Origin of the sequence: Gemmatimonas sp., from assembly GCF_027531815.1 — a bacterium.
In the GTDB taxonomy this organism is placed as follows: Bacteria; Gemmatimonadota; Gemmatimonadetes; order Gemmatimonadales; family Gemmatimonadaceae; genus Gemmatimonas.
Genome location: NZ_JAPZSK010000014.1, coordinates 23,192 through 40,187 on the forward strand (window position 1 = coordinate 23,192; position 16,996 = coordinate 40,187).

13 protein-coding genes are annotated in these 16,996 nt (G+C 68.3%); 11 read left to right on the forward strand and 2 right to left on the reverse strand.

Going from position 1 to position 16,996, the window contains the following annotated elements; all coding sequences use genetic code 11:
• The first annotated feature begins 5 nt into the window (after positions 1-5).
• Complete coding sequence (locus tag O9271_RS15645) at positions 6-467, forward strand: hypothetical protein (protein WP_298271702.1); 462 nt, start codon at positions 6-8, stop codon at positions 465-467.
• Entirely contained in the window at positions 464-1,684 is a 1,221-nt protein-coding gene (locus tag O9271_RS15650; RefSeq protein ID WP_298271704.1) for an MFS transporter, read from the forward strand. Before O9271_RS15645 ends, O9271_RS15650 begins: the two co-directional genes overlap by 4 nt.
• A gap of 107 nt (positions 1,685-1,791) precedes the next feature.
• Here O9271_RS15650 and O9271_RS15655 read toward each other — a convergent pair whose 3' ends face one another.
• Complete coding sequence (locus tag O9271_RS15655) at positions 1,792-5,052, reverse strand: exo-alpha-sialidase (protein WP_298271706.1); 3,261 nt, start codon at positions 5,050-5,052, stop codon at positions 1,792-1,794.
• 206 nt (positions 5,053-5,258) lie between these two features.
• Between O9271_RS15655 and O9271_RS15660 the strand changes: the two genes are divergently transcribed.
• From O9271_RS15660 to O9271_RS15700, 9 genes are all read left to right on the forward strand, one after another.
• Entirely contained in the window at positions 5,259-6,128 is an 870-nt protein-coding gene (locus O9271_RS15660; protein ID WP_298271708.1) for an SPFH domain-containing protein, read from the forward strand.
• 39 nt (positions 6,129-6,167) lie between these two features.
• A complete protein-coding gene (locus O9271_RS15665; protein ID WP_298271710.1) occupies positions 6,168-6,386 on the forward strand; it encodes a hypothetical protein in 219 nt (72 codons plus the stop codon).
• The gene (locus O9271_RS15670; protein WP_298271712.1) at positions 6,383-7,981 is read left to right on the forward strand and encodes an alpha/beta fold hydrolase; all 1,599 of its coding nucleotides are present in this window, start codon (positions 6,383-6,385) and stop codon (positions 7,979-7,981) included. Before O9271_RS15665 ends, O9271_RS15670 begins: the two co-directional genes overlap by 4 nt.
• 29 nt (positions 7,982-8,010) lie before the next feature.
• Positions 8,011-8,547 carry a DUF1648 domain-containing protein gene (locus tag O9271_RS15675; protein ID WP_298271715.1) on the forward strand — a complete coding sequence of 179 codons (537 nt, stop codon included), beginning with the start codon at positions 8,011-8,013 and terminating at the stop codon, positions 8,545-8,547.
• Between the two features lie 52 nt (positions 8,548-8,599).
• Positions 8,600-9,295 carry a hypothetical protein gene (locus tag O9271_RS15680; protein WP_298271718.1) on the forward strand — a complete coding sequence of 232 codons (696 nt, stop codon included), beginning with the start codon at positions 8,600-8,602 and terminating at the stop codon, positions 9,293-9,295.
• A 160-nt stretch (positions 9,296-9,455) separates the two neighbouring features.
• Positions 9,456-9,839 carry a four helix bundle protein gene (locus tag O9271_RS15685; RefSeq protein WP_298271721.1) on the forward strand — a complete coding sequence of 128 codons (384 nt, stop codon included), beginning with the start codon at positions 9,456-9,458 and terminating at the stop codon, positions 9,837-9,839.
• Between the two features lie 67 nt (positions 9,840-9,906).
• Entirely contained in the window at positions 9,907-12,321 is a 2,415-nt protein-coding gene (locus tag O9271_RS15690; protein WP_298272199.1) for a zinc-dependent metalloprotease, read from the forward strand.
• A 192-nt stretch (positions 12,322-12,513) separates the two neighbouring features.
• The gene (locus O9271_RS15695) at positions 12,514-13,215 is read left to right on the forward strand and encodes an Ig-like domain-containing protein (protein WP_298271723.1); all 702 of its coding nucleotides are present in this window, start codon (positions 12,514-12,516) and stop codon (positions 13,213-13,215) included.
• Positions 13,216-13,388: 173 nt separating this feature from the next.
• Positions 13,389-15,986: a zinc-dependent metalloprotease gene (locus tag O9271_RS15700; RefSeq protein ID WP_298271726.1), complete on the forward strand. Its 2,598-nt coding sequence runs from the start codon at positions 13,389-13,391 to the stop codon at positions 15,984-15,986.
• A gap of 203 nt (positions 15,987-16,189) precedes the next feature.
• Here the strand turns inward: O9271_RS15700 and O9271_RS15705 are convergent, their stop codons facing one another.
• Entirely contained in the window at positions 16,190-16,951 is a 762-nt protein-coding gene (locus tag O9271_RS15705) for a DUF2490 domain-containing protein (RefSeq protein ID WP_298271728.1), read from the reverse strand.
• Between the last annotated feature and the right edge of the window lie 45 nt (positions 16,952-16,996).

A 16,996-nucleotide genomic window follows, 5' to 3' on the forward strand; every position in this document is an offset into this window, starting at 1 on the left:
GCGCCGTGATGAACTGGATCCTGCTGGTCATGGCCGCCATCGTGGCGGTGGTGCTGGCCATGCTGGTCGGTGGGGCCATGTCACCGAGGGAGCGCGTGGCCACCCGCGCATTGACGACCCCCTGCCAGGCGGCCGATCTCTTTGCCCGGCTCCGGGCCGCCGACGGCCCGCCGCGGTGGTGTGCCGACCTGCCCGCCATGCGCGTGGTGCACGAATCGCCGCCAACGACCGTGCAGTTCGAACTCGTCACCGACGACGGCGCCCCCATGGGCACCTGGACGGTGCACGTCACCGAGATGGCGCAGGGCAGTAGGGCCACCATCGTCGAAGCGGTCGCGGTGCCCAACCTGCTGGTGCGGTTCGTGCGCAGCATCGGTGGCAACGGCGCGCGGCCGGAACGCTTTCTGTTGGCCGTGGCCCGCGAACTGGGTGTACCGGCCACCGTGGATACGCCCACGTCGTCGTGAGCAACGACGCCGGCGACATCGCTCCCGCACGATGGCGCATGCTGTGGCTGGTGGCGCTGGCCGAGCTGCTCGGCATGTCACTGTGGTTCGCCGCCAGCGCCGTAGCGCCCCAGTACCAACAGCAGTGGGAGCTGACCGCTGGCGAGACGGCATGGCTGACCACGGCGGTGCAACTGGGCTTCGTGCTGGGCACCGCCCTGTCGGCGCTGCTCAACCTGGCAGACCTCGTGCCGGCCCGCCGACTCTTCGCGACGAGCGCCGCGGGTGCCGCCGTGGCCAATCTGCTGGTGCTCACGGCCGACTCCCTCGCAGAGACGTTGCCGTGGCGCGTGCTCACGGGGCTCTGTCTGGCCGGCGTGTATCCGCCGGCCATGAAGATGATCGCCACCTGGTTTCGGGCGAGGCGCGGGTTCGCCGTGGGGGCCATCGTGGGAGCGCTCACGGTGGGCAAGGCGCTCCCCTATCTGGTGAAGGCGCTGCCCGGGGCAACGATCGGCTACGTCACCGTGGCCGCCTCCGGGGCCGCCCTCGTCGCCGCCGGCCTCGTGTGGTTGGGCTACACCGAGGGGCCATACGCCTTTCCGGCGCGCCCCTTTTCGTGGCGTCTCGTTGGCGAGGTCGTTGGGCAGCGTCCCTGGCGTCTCGCCATGGGGGGCTACCTCGGCCACATGTGGGAGCTGTATGCAGCCTGGACGTGGCTGCCGGTGTTCGTGGCCGCCAGCATGGCGGCGCAGCAAGGCCATCACGAAGCAGCCAGCGCGCCGGCGTCCGTTGTGGCCTTTGCCGCCCTCGCGGTGGGTGGCCTCGGCTGCCTCTGGGGCGGTGCAGTAGCCGACCGGCGCGGGCGCGCGTGGCTGGTGAACCTCTCCATGGCCATCAGCGGCGCCTGTGCGCTGCTCATCGGCCTCACCTTCGGCCGCTCGCTGTGGCTCCTCGCCCCTGTCGCGCTGGTGTGGGGGTTCTTCGTCATCGCCGACAGCGCGCAGTTCTCGGTCATGGTCACCGAGAGTGTACCGGCCCACGCCGTGGGCACGGCGCTCACGCTGCAAACGTCCCTTGGCTTCCTGCTTACTGCCGCGGCCATTCAACTCGTGCCCGTGCTTGTGGCGCGCGCGGGGTGGTCGTGGGCGTTCCCCGTGCTGGCGCTCGGCCCGGCGGTGGGCATGGCGAGTATCCGGCGATTGGCCGCCAACAGTGCATCGCGCACTGACCACTGAAGACGCCAACTGGGAACTGCAAACTCCCCCGGACATCACGTGATCTCCGGGGGAGTTTGTCGTGTGCCGTTCGCGTTGTCAGTGGTCAGCAACGCGCGGCGCGCGAACTACCACCGCGTACTCGTCACCTCGTCCTCGGCGCTGGTCTGCCGTGCCTGCGGGGTATCGGCAGGCTTCACTTCAATGGCCGGGTGGCCGTGCTTCTTGAGCAGCTCGTCAATGGGCGGGATGAGCTCCTGATACGTCTTCCGCAGCTCCACCAGATACCCCTCGAGCTCCTTGGTCAGGAGGTCGAAGACCTGCTGCGACTGCTTCGTGGGACGCGCCTCGGTGCTCCCCACCACACCCGCCAGCGCCGCAATCTGGTTGTTGACCTTGATGGGGAAGTTGAGCGGGTCCTGTCCCGACTGGTTCTTCACCTGGTAGATCTCTGCCTCCATGGCGCTGATCTTCGTGTCGAGCTCCTTCACGAGCTGCGCGTACTTCGCGGAGTCCGCGCCCACCTGCGTCATGCGCGCCTTGGCCTGATTGCGCACGTTGCGCACCGTGCGCACGGCGTCGTTGGCGTCGGTCGTGCGGTCACGGATGGCCATGAGCAGCTTGTACTGCGCCACGAGGTCGAGCGGCGTCGCCTCGCTGCGCGGGTCCTTCTTCACGAGCAGCTTGGCATCACCCGCGGGCGCCCCGTCCACCAGCAGCCGCACCGTGTAGTTGCCGGGGAGCACCAGCGGCCCCGTCGTCACACCGGCCCAGAGAATCATCCCCGGGAAGGTCGTGGCGTCGCCTTCGCGCAGATTCCACGAGAAGGTGTTCATGCCGGCGGCGTTGGTGGGCGGCCGATCGCCAGCCACCGCCCGACGGCCACCGCCACCGGCGGTGGGTGCCGCCTCGTCGCTCGAGAAGGAGCGCACCGTCCGCCCGGTGCTGTCGCGGAATTCAACCGTGACCTTGTTGGCCTTGTCCTTGAGCCAGTAGTACACGATCGCGCCGTTGGGCGGGTTCTGCCCCACGGGGCTCGACGACTGCCCAATCTGGAAACCGCCGCCCCAGTTGATGCGATACGACGGCCGCGGAGTGAACAGGTGGGCGCGCTTCGCGATCACCTCGGCCGACAGCTGCCGCAGCACGCCGATGTCATCGATCACGTAGAACGACCGCCCGTGCGTGCCCGCGATGAGATCGCCGTCTTTGATGGCGAGGTCGTGCACCGGCACGATGGGCAGGTTGCGCTTGAGCGAGAACCAGGTGGCGCCATCGTCGAGCGATGCCCAGATGCCGCGTTCCGTGCCCGCAAAGAGCAGCCCCGGACGCGTGTCGTCCTCACGGATGACGCGCGTGAACTCGGTGCGCGGAATGCCCGCGTCGATGCGCGTCCACGTGCGGCCGAAATCGGTGGTCTTGAACAGGTACGGCTCCTGATCGTCCATCTGGAACCGGTTGGCCGCCACGTAGGCGGTGCCGGCGTTGAAGTGGCTCGCCTCGACGATGGAGACGCGAGCCCACTCGCGCTCCTTGAGCAGCGGCGGCGTCACATTGGTCCACGTGGTGCCGCCATTGCGCGTGAGGTGCACCAGTCCGTCGTCGGTCCCCGCCCAGATCGTTCCCTTCAGCACCGGCGACTCCGACACCGCGAAGACGGTGCCGTAGGTTTCCACACCCGTCTGGTCCTTGGTGATGGGGCCGCCCGACGGGCCCAGCGTACGCGGGTCGTTGCGCGACAGGTCGGGGGAGATGGCCGTGTAGCTGTCCCCTTCGTTCGTGGTCTTGAAGAGCACGTTCGAGCCGACGTAGACCGTCTTGGGGTCATGCGGGCTCACGAAGATGGGGAAGGTCCACTGCATGCGGTACTTCGCGTCCTTCGCGTCGTGCCCCATGGGGTTGAGCGGCCACGGATTCACGTCGCGCTCGAGCCCCGTGCGCATGTCCTTGCGCGTCAGGAAGCCGCCGTAGCTGCCGGCGAAGACGATGTCCGGCTTGTCGGGGAGCGCCGCGATGAACCCCGACTCGCCGCCGCCAGCATCCTTCCACATGTCCATCGTGATGCCGCCGCGCGCGCGCGAGGGGCCGCACAGCGTGCTGTTGTCCTGCTGCGCCCCGCAGATCTGGTACGGAAAGTGATTGGTGGTCGTGACGTGGTAGAACTGCGCCGTGGCGAAGTCCTGCGCCGTCCACGTCTTCCCGGTGTCGGTGCTCACACTCGCGCCGCCGTCGTCTGCTTCGATCATGCGCCCCGCATCGTCGGGGGCAATCCACAGGTCGTGTGAATCGCCGTGCGGCGGGTTGAGATTGCTCCACGTCTTGCCGGCGTCCTTCGACACCTGGAACTGCACGTTCGACGCGTACACCACGTCGGGGTTCTTGGGATCGGCGTAGATCTTGGAGTAGTACCACGCCCGCTGCCGCAGCTTGCGCTCGTCATTCACGCGCTGCCAGGTGGCCCCGGCATCGTCGGAGCGATACACGCCACCCTGATCGGCTTCGATGAGCGCATACACGCGCCGCGGATTGGCACCGCTCACGGTGATGCCGATGTTCCCCCACAGGCCGGTGGGGAGACCGGGGTTCTTGGTGATCTCCGTCCACGTGTCGCCGCCATCGATGCTCTTGAACAATCCCGAGCCCTTGCCGCCGGAAACGAGCATCCACGGCTTGCGGTGCGCCTGCCAGAAGCCGGCGTAGAGCACGTTGGGATTGCTCGGGTCCATGACCAGGTCGGCGGCGCCGGTGCTGTCATCGCGGAAGAGGATCTTCTGCCACGACTTGCCGCCGTCCTTGCTGCGGAAGAGACCACGCTCGGCGTTGGGGCCCCACACGTGCCCCTGCGCCGCGACGTACACGAGATCGGGGTTGGTGGGGTGCACGCGCACCTTGGCGATCTGCCGGGTGTCATTGAGGCCGATGTTGGTCCACGTGCGGCCGCCGTCGGTAGTCTTCCACATGCCGTCGCCGTGCGACACGTTGCCGCGAATGGCAAACTCGCCGCCGCCCACGTACACCACGTCCGGGTTGCTCGGCGCCACGGCCACGGCGCCCACCGTACCGCCGAAGTGGCGGTCGGTCATGGGGAGCCAGCTTTCGCCGCCGTCGGTGGTCTTGAAGACCCCGCTGCCGGTGGTGCCCATCCAGTATTCCTTGGGGCGCGCCACCGAACCGGCGACAGCCACGGAGCGGCCGCCGCGGTAGGGGCCGATTTCGCGCCAGCGGATGGCGGAGAGGGCCGCGGTGTCGAAGCCGGCGGCCAGCGACGCGGGGGCGGCGGCGCGAGCCGAGGCCGGACGGGCGGCCGGCCGGGCGGCCTGTGCCGCGAGCAGGCCGGGAGCGAACAGACCGGCCGCGAGTGCGAGACCGGTGAAGCGAGTGGACGGCACGAACGCAGCTCCTTCAGGTGGGGCGTTAAGGCGTCAAGAACGATCCTTCACATATGAGAGGCAGCCACGGGCGCCGCAAGCGGGAGCGGGAGTCCGTCAGACGGCGCGATTCAGGGGTAGCGTGGGGTGAAACCGGCCTCCGGGGGCTAGCGTAGGATGCTATTGAAGTGATATCACTTCAATACCACATCCAACCGGTCCCCTCCATGCTTCGCGAAATCTCTGTCAAGCCCACCAACGGCCTCCTCGCCGCCGTCATTCTCATGGCGCTGCTCGCCGGCGGCGTCTACGGCTTCTACATCGGCGCCCGCGCCAACGATTTCGGCCTCGCCATCCCCAGCATCATCGTCGGGACCCTGTTCGGCCTCTGCCTCCCGGGGCTCTTCACCGTGGAGCCCAACGAGGGGAAGGCGCTCACCCTCTTCGGCACCTACAAGGGTACCGTACGTGAGCCGGGGCTCTGGTGGGTCAATCCGTTCATGTCCAAGACGGCCGTGTCGCTGCGTGTGCGCAACTTCGAAACGAACAAGCTCAAGGTGAACGACGCCTACTCCAACCCGGTGGAGATCGGGGCCATCGTGGTGTGGCGGGTGGTGGACACCGCCGAGGCGCTGTTCGAGGTGAACGACTACGTGCAGTACGTGGCCGTGCAGAGTGAGAGCGCACTGCGGGCCCTCGCATCGCAGCACCCCTACGATGCGCACGGCACCGGCGAGATCGCGCTCAGCACCAACCAGGACGAAGTCAACAAGGGACTCGCCAAGGCCCTCGTCGACCGGCTGTCGAAGGCCGGAGTGGAAGTGATCGAGGCGCGCATCAGCCACCTCGCTTACTCTCCGGAGATCGCGGCGGCCATGCTGCAGCGGCAACAGGCGAGCGCCATCGTGGCGGCGCGTCAAACCATTGTGGAGGGGGCCGTGGGCATGGTGGAGCTGGCCCTCGCGTCGCTCAAGGAACGCGACATTGTGGATCTTGATGGTGAACGCAAGGCGGCCATGGTGAGCAACCTGCTCGTCGTGCTCTGCTCCGAACGGTCCACGCAACCGGTGGTGAACACCGGCTCGCTGTACACGTGACCATGCCGTTGTCCCCCAGGCTGCACGCGCCCCCCTTCCATGGCTGACCGCAAGTCGTTTCTGCTGCGCGTCGACCGGGAGCTGCTGGATGCCGTGCAGCGCTGGGCGAACGACGATCTGCGCAGCCTCAACGGGCAGGTCGAGTTCCTGTTGCGGCGTGCGCTTCGCGAGGCGGGGCGCGCGCCGAAGGGGCGGTCATCGGCTGATGTGGCTCCTGCACCTGATCCATCCGACATCACCGAACCCGACGCATCATGATCCATTCCTCTCGTCCCGCCCGGCAGTGGCGTGCCGTCTCGCTGTGCCTTGGCGCGCTGGCGCTGGTGCGCCTGGCCGGCCTGCTGCCGGCGCGACTGCATGCACAGCAGGCGCCCGTCACCTTCGTCTACCTGCGCGGCACCGACACCATCGCCACCGAGACCGTCGTCCCGGGCGACGGGGTGGTGAAGGGGTCGCTGGCGTACCGCGGGCAGCCGCGCGTGGAATGGGAGCAGCTGCGCACGCCGCTCCGCCTCACCCTCACGGTGTTTGCGGCCGGCAGTGCGGCCGACGCGGCGCCGGTGCAGATCGCCAGCTTCGCGCCGCGTGGGGACTCCATGGCGGTCGAGGTGGGGATGCGCGGCGCCATGCGTCCGCAGATGGTGGCCATTCGTCCGGGCGCCGTGGCGCTGCTCAACAGTTCGCTCATGCACAGCGCCCTGCTCACGCAGCTGGCGCGCGAAACGGCGCGCACCGTCCTGCCGGTGGTGCTCGCGCAGGGCGCGCAGGCATTCGACGCCACCATCACACGGCAGGGTGACACAACCACGATGGCGATGGCCGGCATGGCCATCATGATCATCGGGCGCGATGGTATTCCCGACGAGGTGCGGGTGCCGATGCAAAACCTGCGCGCCGTACGGGCCGGGGGGCCGGTATCGCTGGCGCCGGCGGCCCCCATCAGCTACGACGCGCCCGCCAACGCCCCGTACACGAGTGAGCACGTCATCATCCCCACGCCGCGCGGCTACACGCTGGCGGGTACGCTCACCAAGCCGAACGTCGCACGGGGCAGCGTGCCGGTGCTGGTTACCATCAGCGGCAGCGGACCGCAGGATCGCGATTCGCGCCTCCCGGGCATCAGGGACTACGCGCCCTTTCGCGACATCGCCGACACGTTGGGCCGGCGCGGCATCGCCGTGCTCCGCTACGATGATCGCGGCGTGGGCGAGAGCGGCGGCCGGGCGTCGCGTGACAGCGCCACCAGCGAGGACTTCGCCGACGACGTGCTGAGCGTGGTGCAGTACCTGCGCAGCCGCCCCGATGTGGATGGCACGCGCATTGTGCTCGCCGGGCACAGCGAGGGTGGCCTCATTGCGCCCCTCGCGGCCGTGAAGGACGCCCGCATCCGCGCCATCGCGCTGCTGGCCGGACCGGCGATCACCGGCCGCAAGGTGCTCGAGTACCAGAACGAGAACGGCATCCGGGCCGCGCCGGTCACCGAGGCGCAACGGGATTCGCTGCGCCGTACGGTGCCGGCCGCCCTCGACTCGCTGCAGCGCACCAATCGCTGGATGCGCTACTTCATGACCACCGATCCCCTCGTGACGGCCCGTCGCGTGACGCAACCGGTGCTCGTACTGCAGGGCGACACCGACATGCAGGTCACCCCCGAGCAAGCTGAAACGCTCGCGGCGGCACTGCGCGGCGCGGGCAATCGTGCCGTGACGCTGCGCCGCTTTCCCGCCACCAATCATCTCTTCCTCACCGACTCCAGCGGATCGCCCACCGGCTATGCGGCGCTCACCGACACGAAGGTCCGTGCCGAGGTGCTGGGGGCCTTGGTGGAGTGGACGCTGCGCGTGACGCGCTGACCGCGCACACCCCTTCGCGCCGTTCTCCAATGACCCCGCTTCGCACCCTGGTATGGCTGGTCCTTGGCGCACTCGTCATCGGCGCCGTGTTCGCGTATCCGCAGCTCCCCGCGTCCATTCCGCAGAACATCGGCGCGGATGGGCGCGCCGGCGGCTTCGTACCCCGCTCGCCGTACGCGTGGGGGATGCCGGTGCTGATCGCCGTGGCCATCTTCGCCGGGCTCGAGTGGATCCGCACGCAGCTGCCGCATCGTCCGGCGCTGTTCAACTTCTCGGGGAAGGAGCAGCTGCAGCGGCTCCCCGTGGAGTATCGCGGTGGCGTGATCGCACGCATGCAGCGCTTCATGGACGTGGTGAATCTGCAGGTCGTGTGCACCTTCATGCTTGTCCAGTGGATGCTCTGGTGCGGCGCGCACGGAGCAACGAGCGAGACGCTTACCGTGGCCCTGCTGGTGCTCTCGCCCGCCATGATCGTGGTGGCCGGCCTCGGCGTGAGTGGCATCCAGAACGAGCTGGATCGCGCGCAGCGTGCATACGACAGCCGACGACATCCGCAGCGCCCCTGACGACGGCCGCGCGCCAGTTGCATCCCACGCGCCGCCGCTGCTTCGTATGCGCATGCTGCGATTTCTGCCCCCGCTGCTGCTGCTCCTGGTCTCCACCCGCTCGGTGGAGGCACAGGTCGTGCCCACCGACAGCGCCGCGGTGATCTACGCCTACATCCAGGGCGCCGACACCATTGCCTTTGAAGGCGTGCGGCACGAGTCCGCCTCGCTGCGCGGCGTGCTCGTTGCCCCCGGTCGCCCGCGGCTGGTCTGGGAGCATCAGCTCGCCGAGGGCGCGCCCACGTTGCTCAGTCTGGCGATCTATCCCCCCGGCGGCGCGGGGAGCATCCTCCCGCTGCAGGAAACCGACTTTCTCACGGTGGGGGACATCGTCTTGGTCACCACCACCAGGCAGGGCGAGCGCACGGCTCAGCCGCTCCCCACCACCCCGGGCGCCATCCCCTTGCTGGGGCGCTCGATGCTGCACACCGCCTACCTGGCGTGGTTCGCCCAGCAGGCGCACCGCGATTCCCTCACCCTGTTCATCACCTCTTCGGGGAAGACCGTGCACGCCGCCACGACCGTACGCGGCGAACAGATTTCGCTCATGGTGGACGGCCTCGAGATCATCACCACCTGGAGCGAGGGCACGCTGCTGACCGTGTCCGTCCCGTCGCAGGCGCTGAAGGTTGTGCGGCTTGCTCGTCAGGCGGGGGAGGACGCTGGGGGGCCGGTGGCGGCCGGTGGCGGACGTTCGGACGTCGGATGATCGGATGCGTCGGAGGTCGGACGTCGGATGAATGCCCGAAATCGGAGTCGGGAAACGGCTTTCGGAGGTCGGAGGTCGGATGCTCCCCCTCGTGCGTCGGGGTGATGACGCGGGCGTGGATTCGGTGAGGGGGAATCGTGCGCGTGCTCTATCGTGGGGCATGCCGCACAATCCCTATCGACTGCTGGTGGTGCAGCGCGCCGATGCGCTCACGGTGGTGGTTCACGCGTACGCGTCGCGGCACCGTCGAAGGCTCGCGGATTTCTGGCCGGGACTGCGCAATCAGCTCGTGCGCGCGTCGGCCTCGATTTCGCTCAACCTCGGTGAAGCCTGCGGATACCATTCGCCGCCGCGTGTCATTGCATTCCTCGAGACGGCCATTGGCTCATGCAACGAAGTCGAGCGCATTCTCAGCCTCTGTGCCCGACTCGGAGTGCACGATCCCCGCCTGTCATTCATCGTCAGCGAAATCGCTGGTGTACGCATGATGCTCTACGGCCTCCGCCGCCACCTGAAGCAGTCATCCCCTCCGCCGCCCTCGTAGCATCCGACCTCCGACCTCCGAAAGCCGTTTCCCGACTCCGATTTCGGGCATTTATCCGACATCCGACATCGGACATCCGACCTCCGACGCATCCGATTATCCGACGTCCGACCGTTCCGATCTCCAAGCCAGCCTCACGCCGAACGCTCCCGCCGTCACCAAGAGTGGCGTGTTCAAGGTGCACCAGGTGGGATCGCGTCTCTATTTCGAGATTCCGCGCCGTGAACTCGGCAAGGACTACGTGGTCGTGACCACGCTCGCCGGCACCCCCGACGAGATCGGCATCCGTGGCACGCAGGGCGGCAACAACCTCGTGCGCTTCGAACGGCGCGAGAATCGGCTCTTCGTGCGCGAGGCGGCGTATCGTGACATCATCGCCGACACCGCGTCGTCGCAGCAGCTCGCCGCGCAGCTCATCGGCGTGACCAGGATTCTCGCCGCACTCAACGTGGACGCGTACGGCCCCGACAGCGCGGTGGTGGTGGAGGTCACCCGCATGTTCACCGGCGGCGTGCCCGAATACACCGCCCTCGGGCGCCGCGCCACGGTCGACGCGGCGCGTTCGTACGTCGAGAAGTTCGCGGCCTACGCGAAGAACGTGAACGTCACGGCGGTGCAGAGCTTCACGCCGCAGGGTGGCGCGCCCGGCGCCGGCTTCCCCGGAGCCCCGGGGGCCGCCAACGCCAACGCGCCCACCACGGAGATGTACACCTTCTCCTTCGCCAAGCTGCCCGAAGACCCCATGAAGCCGCGTCTGCTCGACGAGCGCGTGGGCTACTTCGGCGTCACGCAGCGCGATTTCAGCGGCGCCACGCAGCGCGTGGAGAGCAAGCGCTACATCGGCCGCTGGCGCCTCGAGTGCAGCGACAAGAAGGTGGGCAGCCTCTGCGTGCCCAAGAAGCCCATCACGTACTACCTCGATCCCGCCACGCCGGCGTGGATCAAGCCGTGGATCCGCAAGGGCATCGAAGACTGGCAGGTGGCCTTCGAAGCCGCCGGCTTCCACAAGGGCATCGTGGCCGCCGAGCCGCCCGCCAACGACCCCGACTTCTCGGGAGAAGACGCCACCGTGGCCATGGTGCGCTGGCTCCCCAGCGCCACCGAAAACGCCGTGGGGCCGTCACTGCGCGATCCGCGCACCGGCGAAATTCTCGACGCCGACGTACAGACGTACCTCAACGCGATGAACCTCAATCGCTCGTGGTACTTCACGCAGGTGGGACACCTCGACAAGCGCGCGCAGAAGCTCCCCTTCCCCGACACGCTCATGGGGCGACTCGTGGAATACGTGACCGCCCACGAAGTGGGGCACACCCTGGGCTTCCCGCACAACTTCAAGGCCAGCTCCATGTATCCCGTGGACTCGGTGCGCAGCCGCACGTGGGTGAAGAAGATGGGGCACACGCCCACCCTCATGGACTACGCGCGTTTCAACTACGTGGCGCAGCCCGAGGACAACATCGACCTCGACGATCTCATCCCCAAGGTCGGGCCGTACGACACGTACGCCGTGATGTGGGGGTACACGCCCATCCCCAACGCGAAGACCCCGGAAGACGAAAAGCCCACGCTCGAGAAGTGGACGCGCATGCAGGACAGCATTCCCTGGTACCGCTTCGCGAGCGATGCCGGCGCGGGCGGCGCGGATCCGGGTGAGCAGTCCGAAGCGGTGGGTGATGCCGACGCCGTGCAGGCCACCACGCTCGGCGTGAAGAATCTCAAGCGCACGATGGCCATGCTGGAGAGCGCGACCGCCTGGAAGGAGGGCACGACCTTCGACGATCTCGAGGAGTTGTACGGCCGTCTCGTTGGCCAGTGGGCCACCGAGATGGGGCATGTGGCGCGCGTGATCGGCGGGCAGTACAAGCAGGAGAAGTACGTGGGGCAGAAGGGGCCCGTGTACCGCCCCGTGGAGCCGGCGCGCCAGAAAGCGGCGCTGCAGTTCCTGCTCGACCACGCGTACACCACGCCCACGTGGCTGCTCGACCAGAACATTCTCCGCAAGCTCGAGCCAAGCGGCAGCCTCAATCGCGTGGGCAACGCGCAGGCGCGTTCCCTGGCGAGTGTGGTGAGCAACGAACGGCTGCAGCGCATGCTTGAGTTCGAGGCACTGGCGGCGCGCAACGAGGTGTACTCCATAGCCGACATGCTCGCCGACCTGCGCGCGGGGATCTGGAAGGAGCTCCAGACCGGCGCCCCCATCGACGCCTTCCGTCGTCGGTTGCAGCGCGTGTATCTCGAGGCCATGGCCAGCAAGATCAACCCGCCGGCGCAGGCCGCGGCGCCGCAGGGGCCCGGCGGGGGCCGTGGCGCCGCGGCCCCCGTGGGCACGGCGGACTTCCGCCCCATCCTCAAGGCGGAAATGCGCGCCCTCGACGCCGATCTCGTGGCCGCGATCGCCCGCACCGGCGACCGCATGAGCAAGGCGCACCTGGAAGACGCACGCGACCAGATCCGGAAGATGCTCGACACGGAGAAGTAGGGTCGCCGCGGACCCCCGTATCACGGCGGCGGGCGACCCGCCGCCGTTTCGTGGCACGCCGGGCGGTGAGACTGTGACGAAAACGCTCGTCGTAGTGACAAACGGCGAAATCGTGACTCAAGTCACGAGCAGGTAGGGACGAAACGAAATGGCGAAGTATTTCATCTCATTCGCCATCGCTCAGGAGTGTCCATGTTCCGTCGCGCCGCTACCGTCCTTTCGCTGTGCGCCCTCACCGCTGCCACCGCCTGCTCCGAATCCGGCAGCCCTGTCTCCCCTACCGAAGACACCGCCGTAGTCCGCGCCATGGTGATCGGTGGCGACAACCAGCTCATTCCCGTCATGCAGGAAGGGCTGGATACCTTGGCCGTGCGCTTCTACGTACCCTCGGGCGCCCCGGTGGCCGGCGCGACCGTCACCTGGACGCTGAGCGGCGACGGGCGCGTCACCGCGGTTTCGGCGCAGACCGACGCCGCCGGTGTGGCCCGCGCCGTCTTCCAGGCCGGGTCCAAGGCGGGCACGGCGACCGTCACGGCGGCGCTGGGCAGCGACGACGTGGAGTTCGTCCTTCGCGTGCAGGCGGCCGATCCCAGCAAGCTCGAAGCCATGGCCATGACGACCGATACGCTCTCGGCCGGCAAGCCGTTCAACGGGGCACCGGTGCGCGTGCTCGATCAGTACGGCAACCCGGTCTCGGACGTGCCCTTGACCGCCACGATCTTCGCGGCTGACAGCGACGAAGCGCAGGCCCAGCTGTCCCTCGTCGCCAATGCGGAAGGCATCGCGCGACTGGGAACGGACCTCGCGCTTCCCGCCGGTACGCATCGTTTGGTCTACGCCTTCGGGGAACATACGGTCACGTACCAGCTCGTGGTGATGCCGCCGCAGGACTGACCACCACGAAAGACGAAGCGCGCGAGGGCGGCGGCGCGGGCACCTGCCTGCGCCGCCGCCTGCCGTTTCTGCCCCACCCTGACGGACGCCCACTGCCCGTGGGACGGCGAGGGCCGTAGACTCCAGTGTCCCGCCGCCGCTGCGGGCATTCTTCCCACCCCTCGTCAGGTCCAATGCGCCTCCGCACCATGCCGTTTGCGGTGGCTGGCCTCGCGATCGCCGCCTGCTCGCCGGCCAAGAAGCCGACCGCGGCGCCGACGCCCGCCAACCGCCCCACCACCAACGCCGCGCCCAACCAGCCGCCCGCGCCAGGCCAGCCCGCCCCCGGGCAGCCGGCGCCGGGACAGCCCCCCGCCGGCCTCCCCAACATTCCCGGCCTCGCCGGCGCACTCGGCGGGCAGGCCGAGCCCAACCCGCGCCCCTACGCCACCGTCGTCACGCCGCGCGCGCGCAGCAAGCAGGGCGTTTTTGCCGTCCATCAGGTGGGGTCGCGTCTCTATTTCGAGATTCCCGCCGCGCAGCAGGGGAAGGACTTCCTCGTCACCACCGTGCTCGCCGGCGCCAGCGACGCGATCAACGGCAGCCTGTACGGGCCCGAGCGCGTCATCCGCTTCGAGCGGCGTGACAACCGCATCCTGGTGCGTGAAGCCACGTATCTCAACGTGGCCAGCGACAGCACGCAGCAGTCGCGGCAGGCGATGAACCTCATCTCGTTCTTCCCCATCGTCGCCACGCTCAACGTGGAGGCGTACGGCAAGGACAGCGCCGCAGTCGTGGAAGTGACGCGCATGTTCACCGGCGGCGTGCCGGAGTTCACCGCGCGCGGTCGTCGCGCCACCGTCGATGCGAATCGCTCGTTCATCGACAAGTTCAGCGCCTTCCCGCGCAACGTGAATGTGACCGCCGTGCAGACGTACACCGCGGCGCCGGGTGGCGGCATTCCCGGCCTCCCCATTCCGGGGCTCGGCGGCGGCAGCGGCAACGCCACGACGGAGGCCTACACCTTTTCGCTCGTGCGTCTGCCCGACGAGCCCATGATGCCGCGCCTCTACGACCGGCGCGTGGGCTACTTCGTCACGCCCAAGCGCGACTTCGGCTCCAACGAGCAGCGCGTGGTCTCGCGCGACTACATCAAGCGCTGGCGTCTCGAGTGCAGCGACCAGAAGGTCGGCGCCCTGTGCGTGCCGAAGAAGCCCATCACGTACTACGTGGACCCCGCCACACCGTCGTACCTCAAGCCGTTCATTCGCGCCGGTATCGAGGAGTGGCAGGAGGCGTTCGAAGCGGCGGGCTTCGCCAAGGGCATCGTGGCCGCCGACGCCCCGGCCAACGACCCCGATTTCTCCGGTGAAGACGCGAGCGTGACGATGATCCGCTGGCTCCCGTCCCCCACCGCCAACGCGCAGGGACCAAGCCTCGTGGACCCGCGCACCGGCGAGATTCTCGACGCCGACGTGCAGATGTACCACAACATTCTGGACCTCCAGCGCGAGTGGTACTTCTCGCAGGTTGGGCACCTCGACAAGCGCGCGCAGCGCTTCCCCTTCCCCGACACGCTCATGGGGCGGCTCGTGCAGTTCGTGGTGGCGCACGAGGTGGGGCACACGCTGGGCTTCCGCCACAACTTCAAGGGCAGCTCCATGTACCCGCTCGACTCCATCCGGAGCCGCAGCTGGGTCACCAAGATGGGGCACTCGCCCAGCATCATGGACTACGCCCGCTTCAACTACGTGGCGCAGCCCGAGGACAACCTGCCGCTCGAAACGCTCACGCCGAAGGTGGGACCCTACGACAAGTTCGCGACCATGTGGGGCTATGCCCCCATTGCCGCCGCGCGCACGCCGGAAGCGGAACTGCCCAAGCTCGACGAATGGGCACGCCTGCAGGACAGCATCCCGTGGTATCGCTTCTCCGATGACGCCAGCGCCGGCCAGGCCGATCCGGGTGAGCAGACGGAATCCGTGGGCGACGCCGACGCTGTACGCGCCACCACGCTGGGCTTCAAGAACATCGCCCGCATCATGAAGCTGGTGGAGCCCGCCTCCACCGCCGACAAGACCAAGGACTTCTCGCTGCTCAAGGAGACCTACGACGGCGTGATCGGCCAGTGGACGCTCGAAGCCAACCACGTGACCAAGATCATCGGCGGCGTGGACCGGCAGGAAAAGCGTGTGAGCCAGAGCGGGCCGGTGTGGACGCCGGTGCCGCGCGCGCGCCAGAAGACGGCCATGAAGTTCCTCAACGACGAGGTCTTCACCACGCCGGCGTACCTCACCGACGTGTCCATCCTGCGCAAGCTCGAGTCCGACGGCAACATCGGACGCGTCGCCGGGGCCCAGGCGCGTGTGCTTTCGAGCCTCGTGAGCAACGCCCGCCTGCAGCGCATGATCGAACTCGAGGCCACAGCGGGCAGCAAGGCGTCGGTGTACTCGCTGGGCGAGATGCTCACCGACCTGCGCCGCGGGCTCTGGAAGGAGATCTACGCGGGGCAGGCTGTCGATGCCTATCGCCGCCGGCTGCAGGCCACGTACCTCGAGGCCATGGCGAGCAAGATCAAGCCCGCCGCACCCAGCGCGCAGGACGTGGCGCTCGCGGCGTTCTTTGGTCCCATCGTGAACACGCGCGACTTCCGTCCGCTGCTCAAGGACGAAATGCGGACCCTCGACCGCGAGCTGGCCGCGGCGATTGGCCGCACGGGAGACCGTGCCACGCGCGCGCACCTGCAGGACGCGCGCGACCAGATCGAGGCGATGCTCGACACGGGCAAGTAACCACGAGACACTGCCGCCTTGGCAGGGCTTGGGGCCGGGCTCCCACGGGGTCCGGCCCCAGGTACGTCATGCATAGGCGCCGCCCGCGTTCACGACCGCTGGCCGTCGGCACGTGATCGTTCCTCGGCGTTACGGCGTTGGCACCGCCTTCGCACCACGGCGGCGCCCGCGGCCCACGGCCTCAACCCGGTGTGTGAAGCGCGTCATCGCCCGCTCCAGTGCCACGACAGCCAAAGGGTGTGATTCACCTCGTTGGCCCGCCGCGCCGCCAAGGCGTTGTACAGGTTCATGTAGCCCACTTCGGCGCGAACGCGGGGCGAGAGCGGTACCCCGACCCCCACCGTGGCCCGGTTCTGGCCGATCGTGAAGGTCTGGGCCCCGCCCCCCAGCGGCATGAGCAGTTCGTCCCAAACGAAACCGATGAGCGGGCGCCCCTGCAGCGTGAGTGACCCCAGGTTGGCCTGCGCTCGCGGCATGTACCGCAGGCGATTCTGGTAGGCGGTGGGGCCGGCCTCGCGGTCGTCGGAGCCCATCACCGCCAGGAGCGGATGGATCCACCGCTGCTCCAGACGGTAGCGATGGCTCATGGTAAACGGACCGGCGCGGTGACTCAACGAGATCTGCTGCCAGCTGCGGTGCTCGCGGGTGGATGTGGCTGCAGGCAGGTTGCCGTACGGGGCCGTGGCGATGTACGCGTACCCTCCGGCCACTCGGACCCCCGGCGCCAGCGTGACCTGCACGCCGGGGCGCAACAGCAGTTGCTGCGGATCGGCGCCGAGGTCCATGCGCCGCCACGACCCATCGAACCAGAGGGCGGTGCGCTTGGTTATGGGCTCGTCCACGAAGGCGCCCACCCACAGGGCGTCCTGATGCCGCGTAATCCAGGGCTGCGCGCCGGCAGGAGCGGCGGAGAGGGCGACCAGCAGCGCCAGCGCGCTACCCTTTCGGATAGAAATAGGGGGCATTCGTGATCAGGTGCGGGAAACATCCGACGATACCTCGGCACGCCG

Excerpts from the sequence above, each read along its gene's own strand:
- O9271_RS15660 (WP_298271708.1), top strand. The coding sequence starts at position 5,259 with ATGCTTCGCGAAATCTCTGTCAAGCCCACCAACGGCCTCCTCGCCGCC.
- O9271_RS15665 (WP_298271710.1), top strand. The coding sequence starts at position 6,168 with ATGGCTGACCGCAAGTCGTTTCTGCTGCGCGTCGACCGGGAGCTGCTG.
- O9271_RS15670 (WP_298271712.1), top strand. The coding sequence starts at position 6,383 with ATGATCCATTCCTCTCGTCCCGCCCGGCAGTGGCGTGCCGTCTCGCTG.
- O9271_RS15675 (WP_298271715.1), top strand. The coding sequence starts at position 8,011 with ATGACCCCGCTTCGCACCCTGGTATGGCTGGTCCTTGGCGCACTCGTC.
- O9271_RS15680 (WP_298271718.1), top strand. The coding sequence starts at position 8,600 with ATGCTGCGATTTCTGCCCCCGCTGCTGCTGCTCCTGGTCTCCACCCGC.
- O9271_RS15685 (WP_298271721.1), top strand. The coding sequence starts at position 9,456 with ATGCCGCACAATCCCTATCGACTGCTGGTGGTGCAGCGCGCCGATGCG.
- O9271_RS15695 (WP_298271723.1), top strand. The coding sequence starts at position 12,514 with ATGTTCCGTCGCGCCGCTACCGTCCTTTCGCTGTGCGCCCTCACCGCT.
- O9271_RS15700 (WP_298271726.1), top strand. The coding sequence starts at position 13,389 with ATGCGCCTCCGCACCATGCCGTTTGCGGTGGCTGGCCTCGCGATCGCC.
- O9271_RS15705 (WP_298271728.1), bottom strand. The coding sequence starts at position 16,951 with ATGCCCCCTATTTCTATCCGAAAGGGTAGCGCGCTGGCGCTGCTGGTC.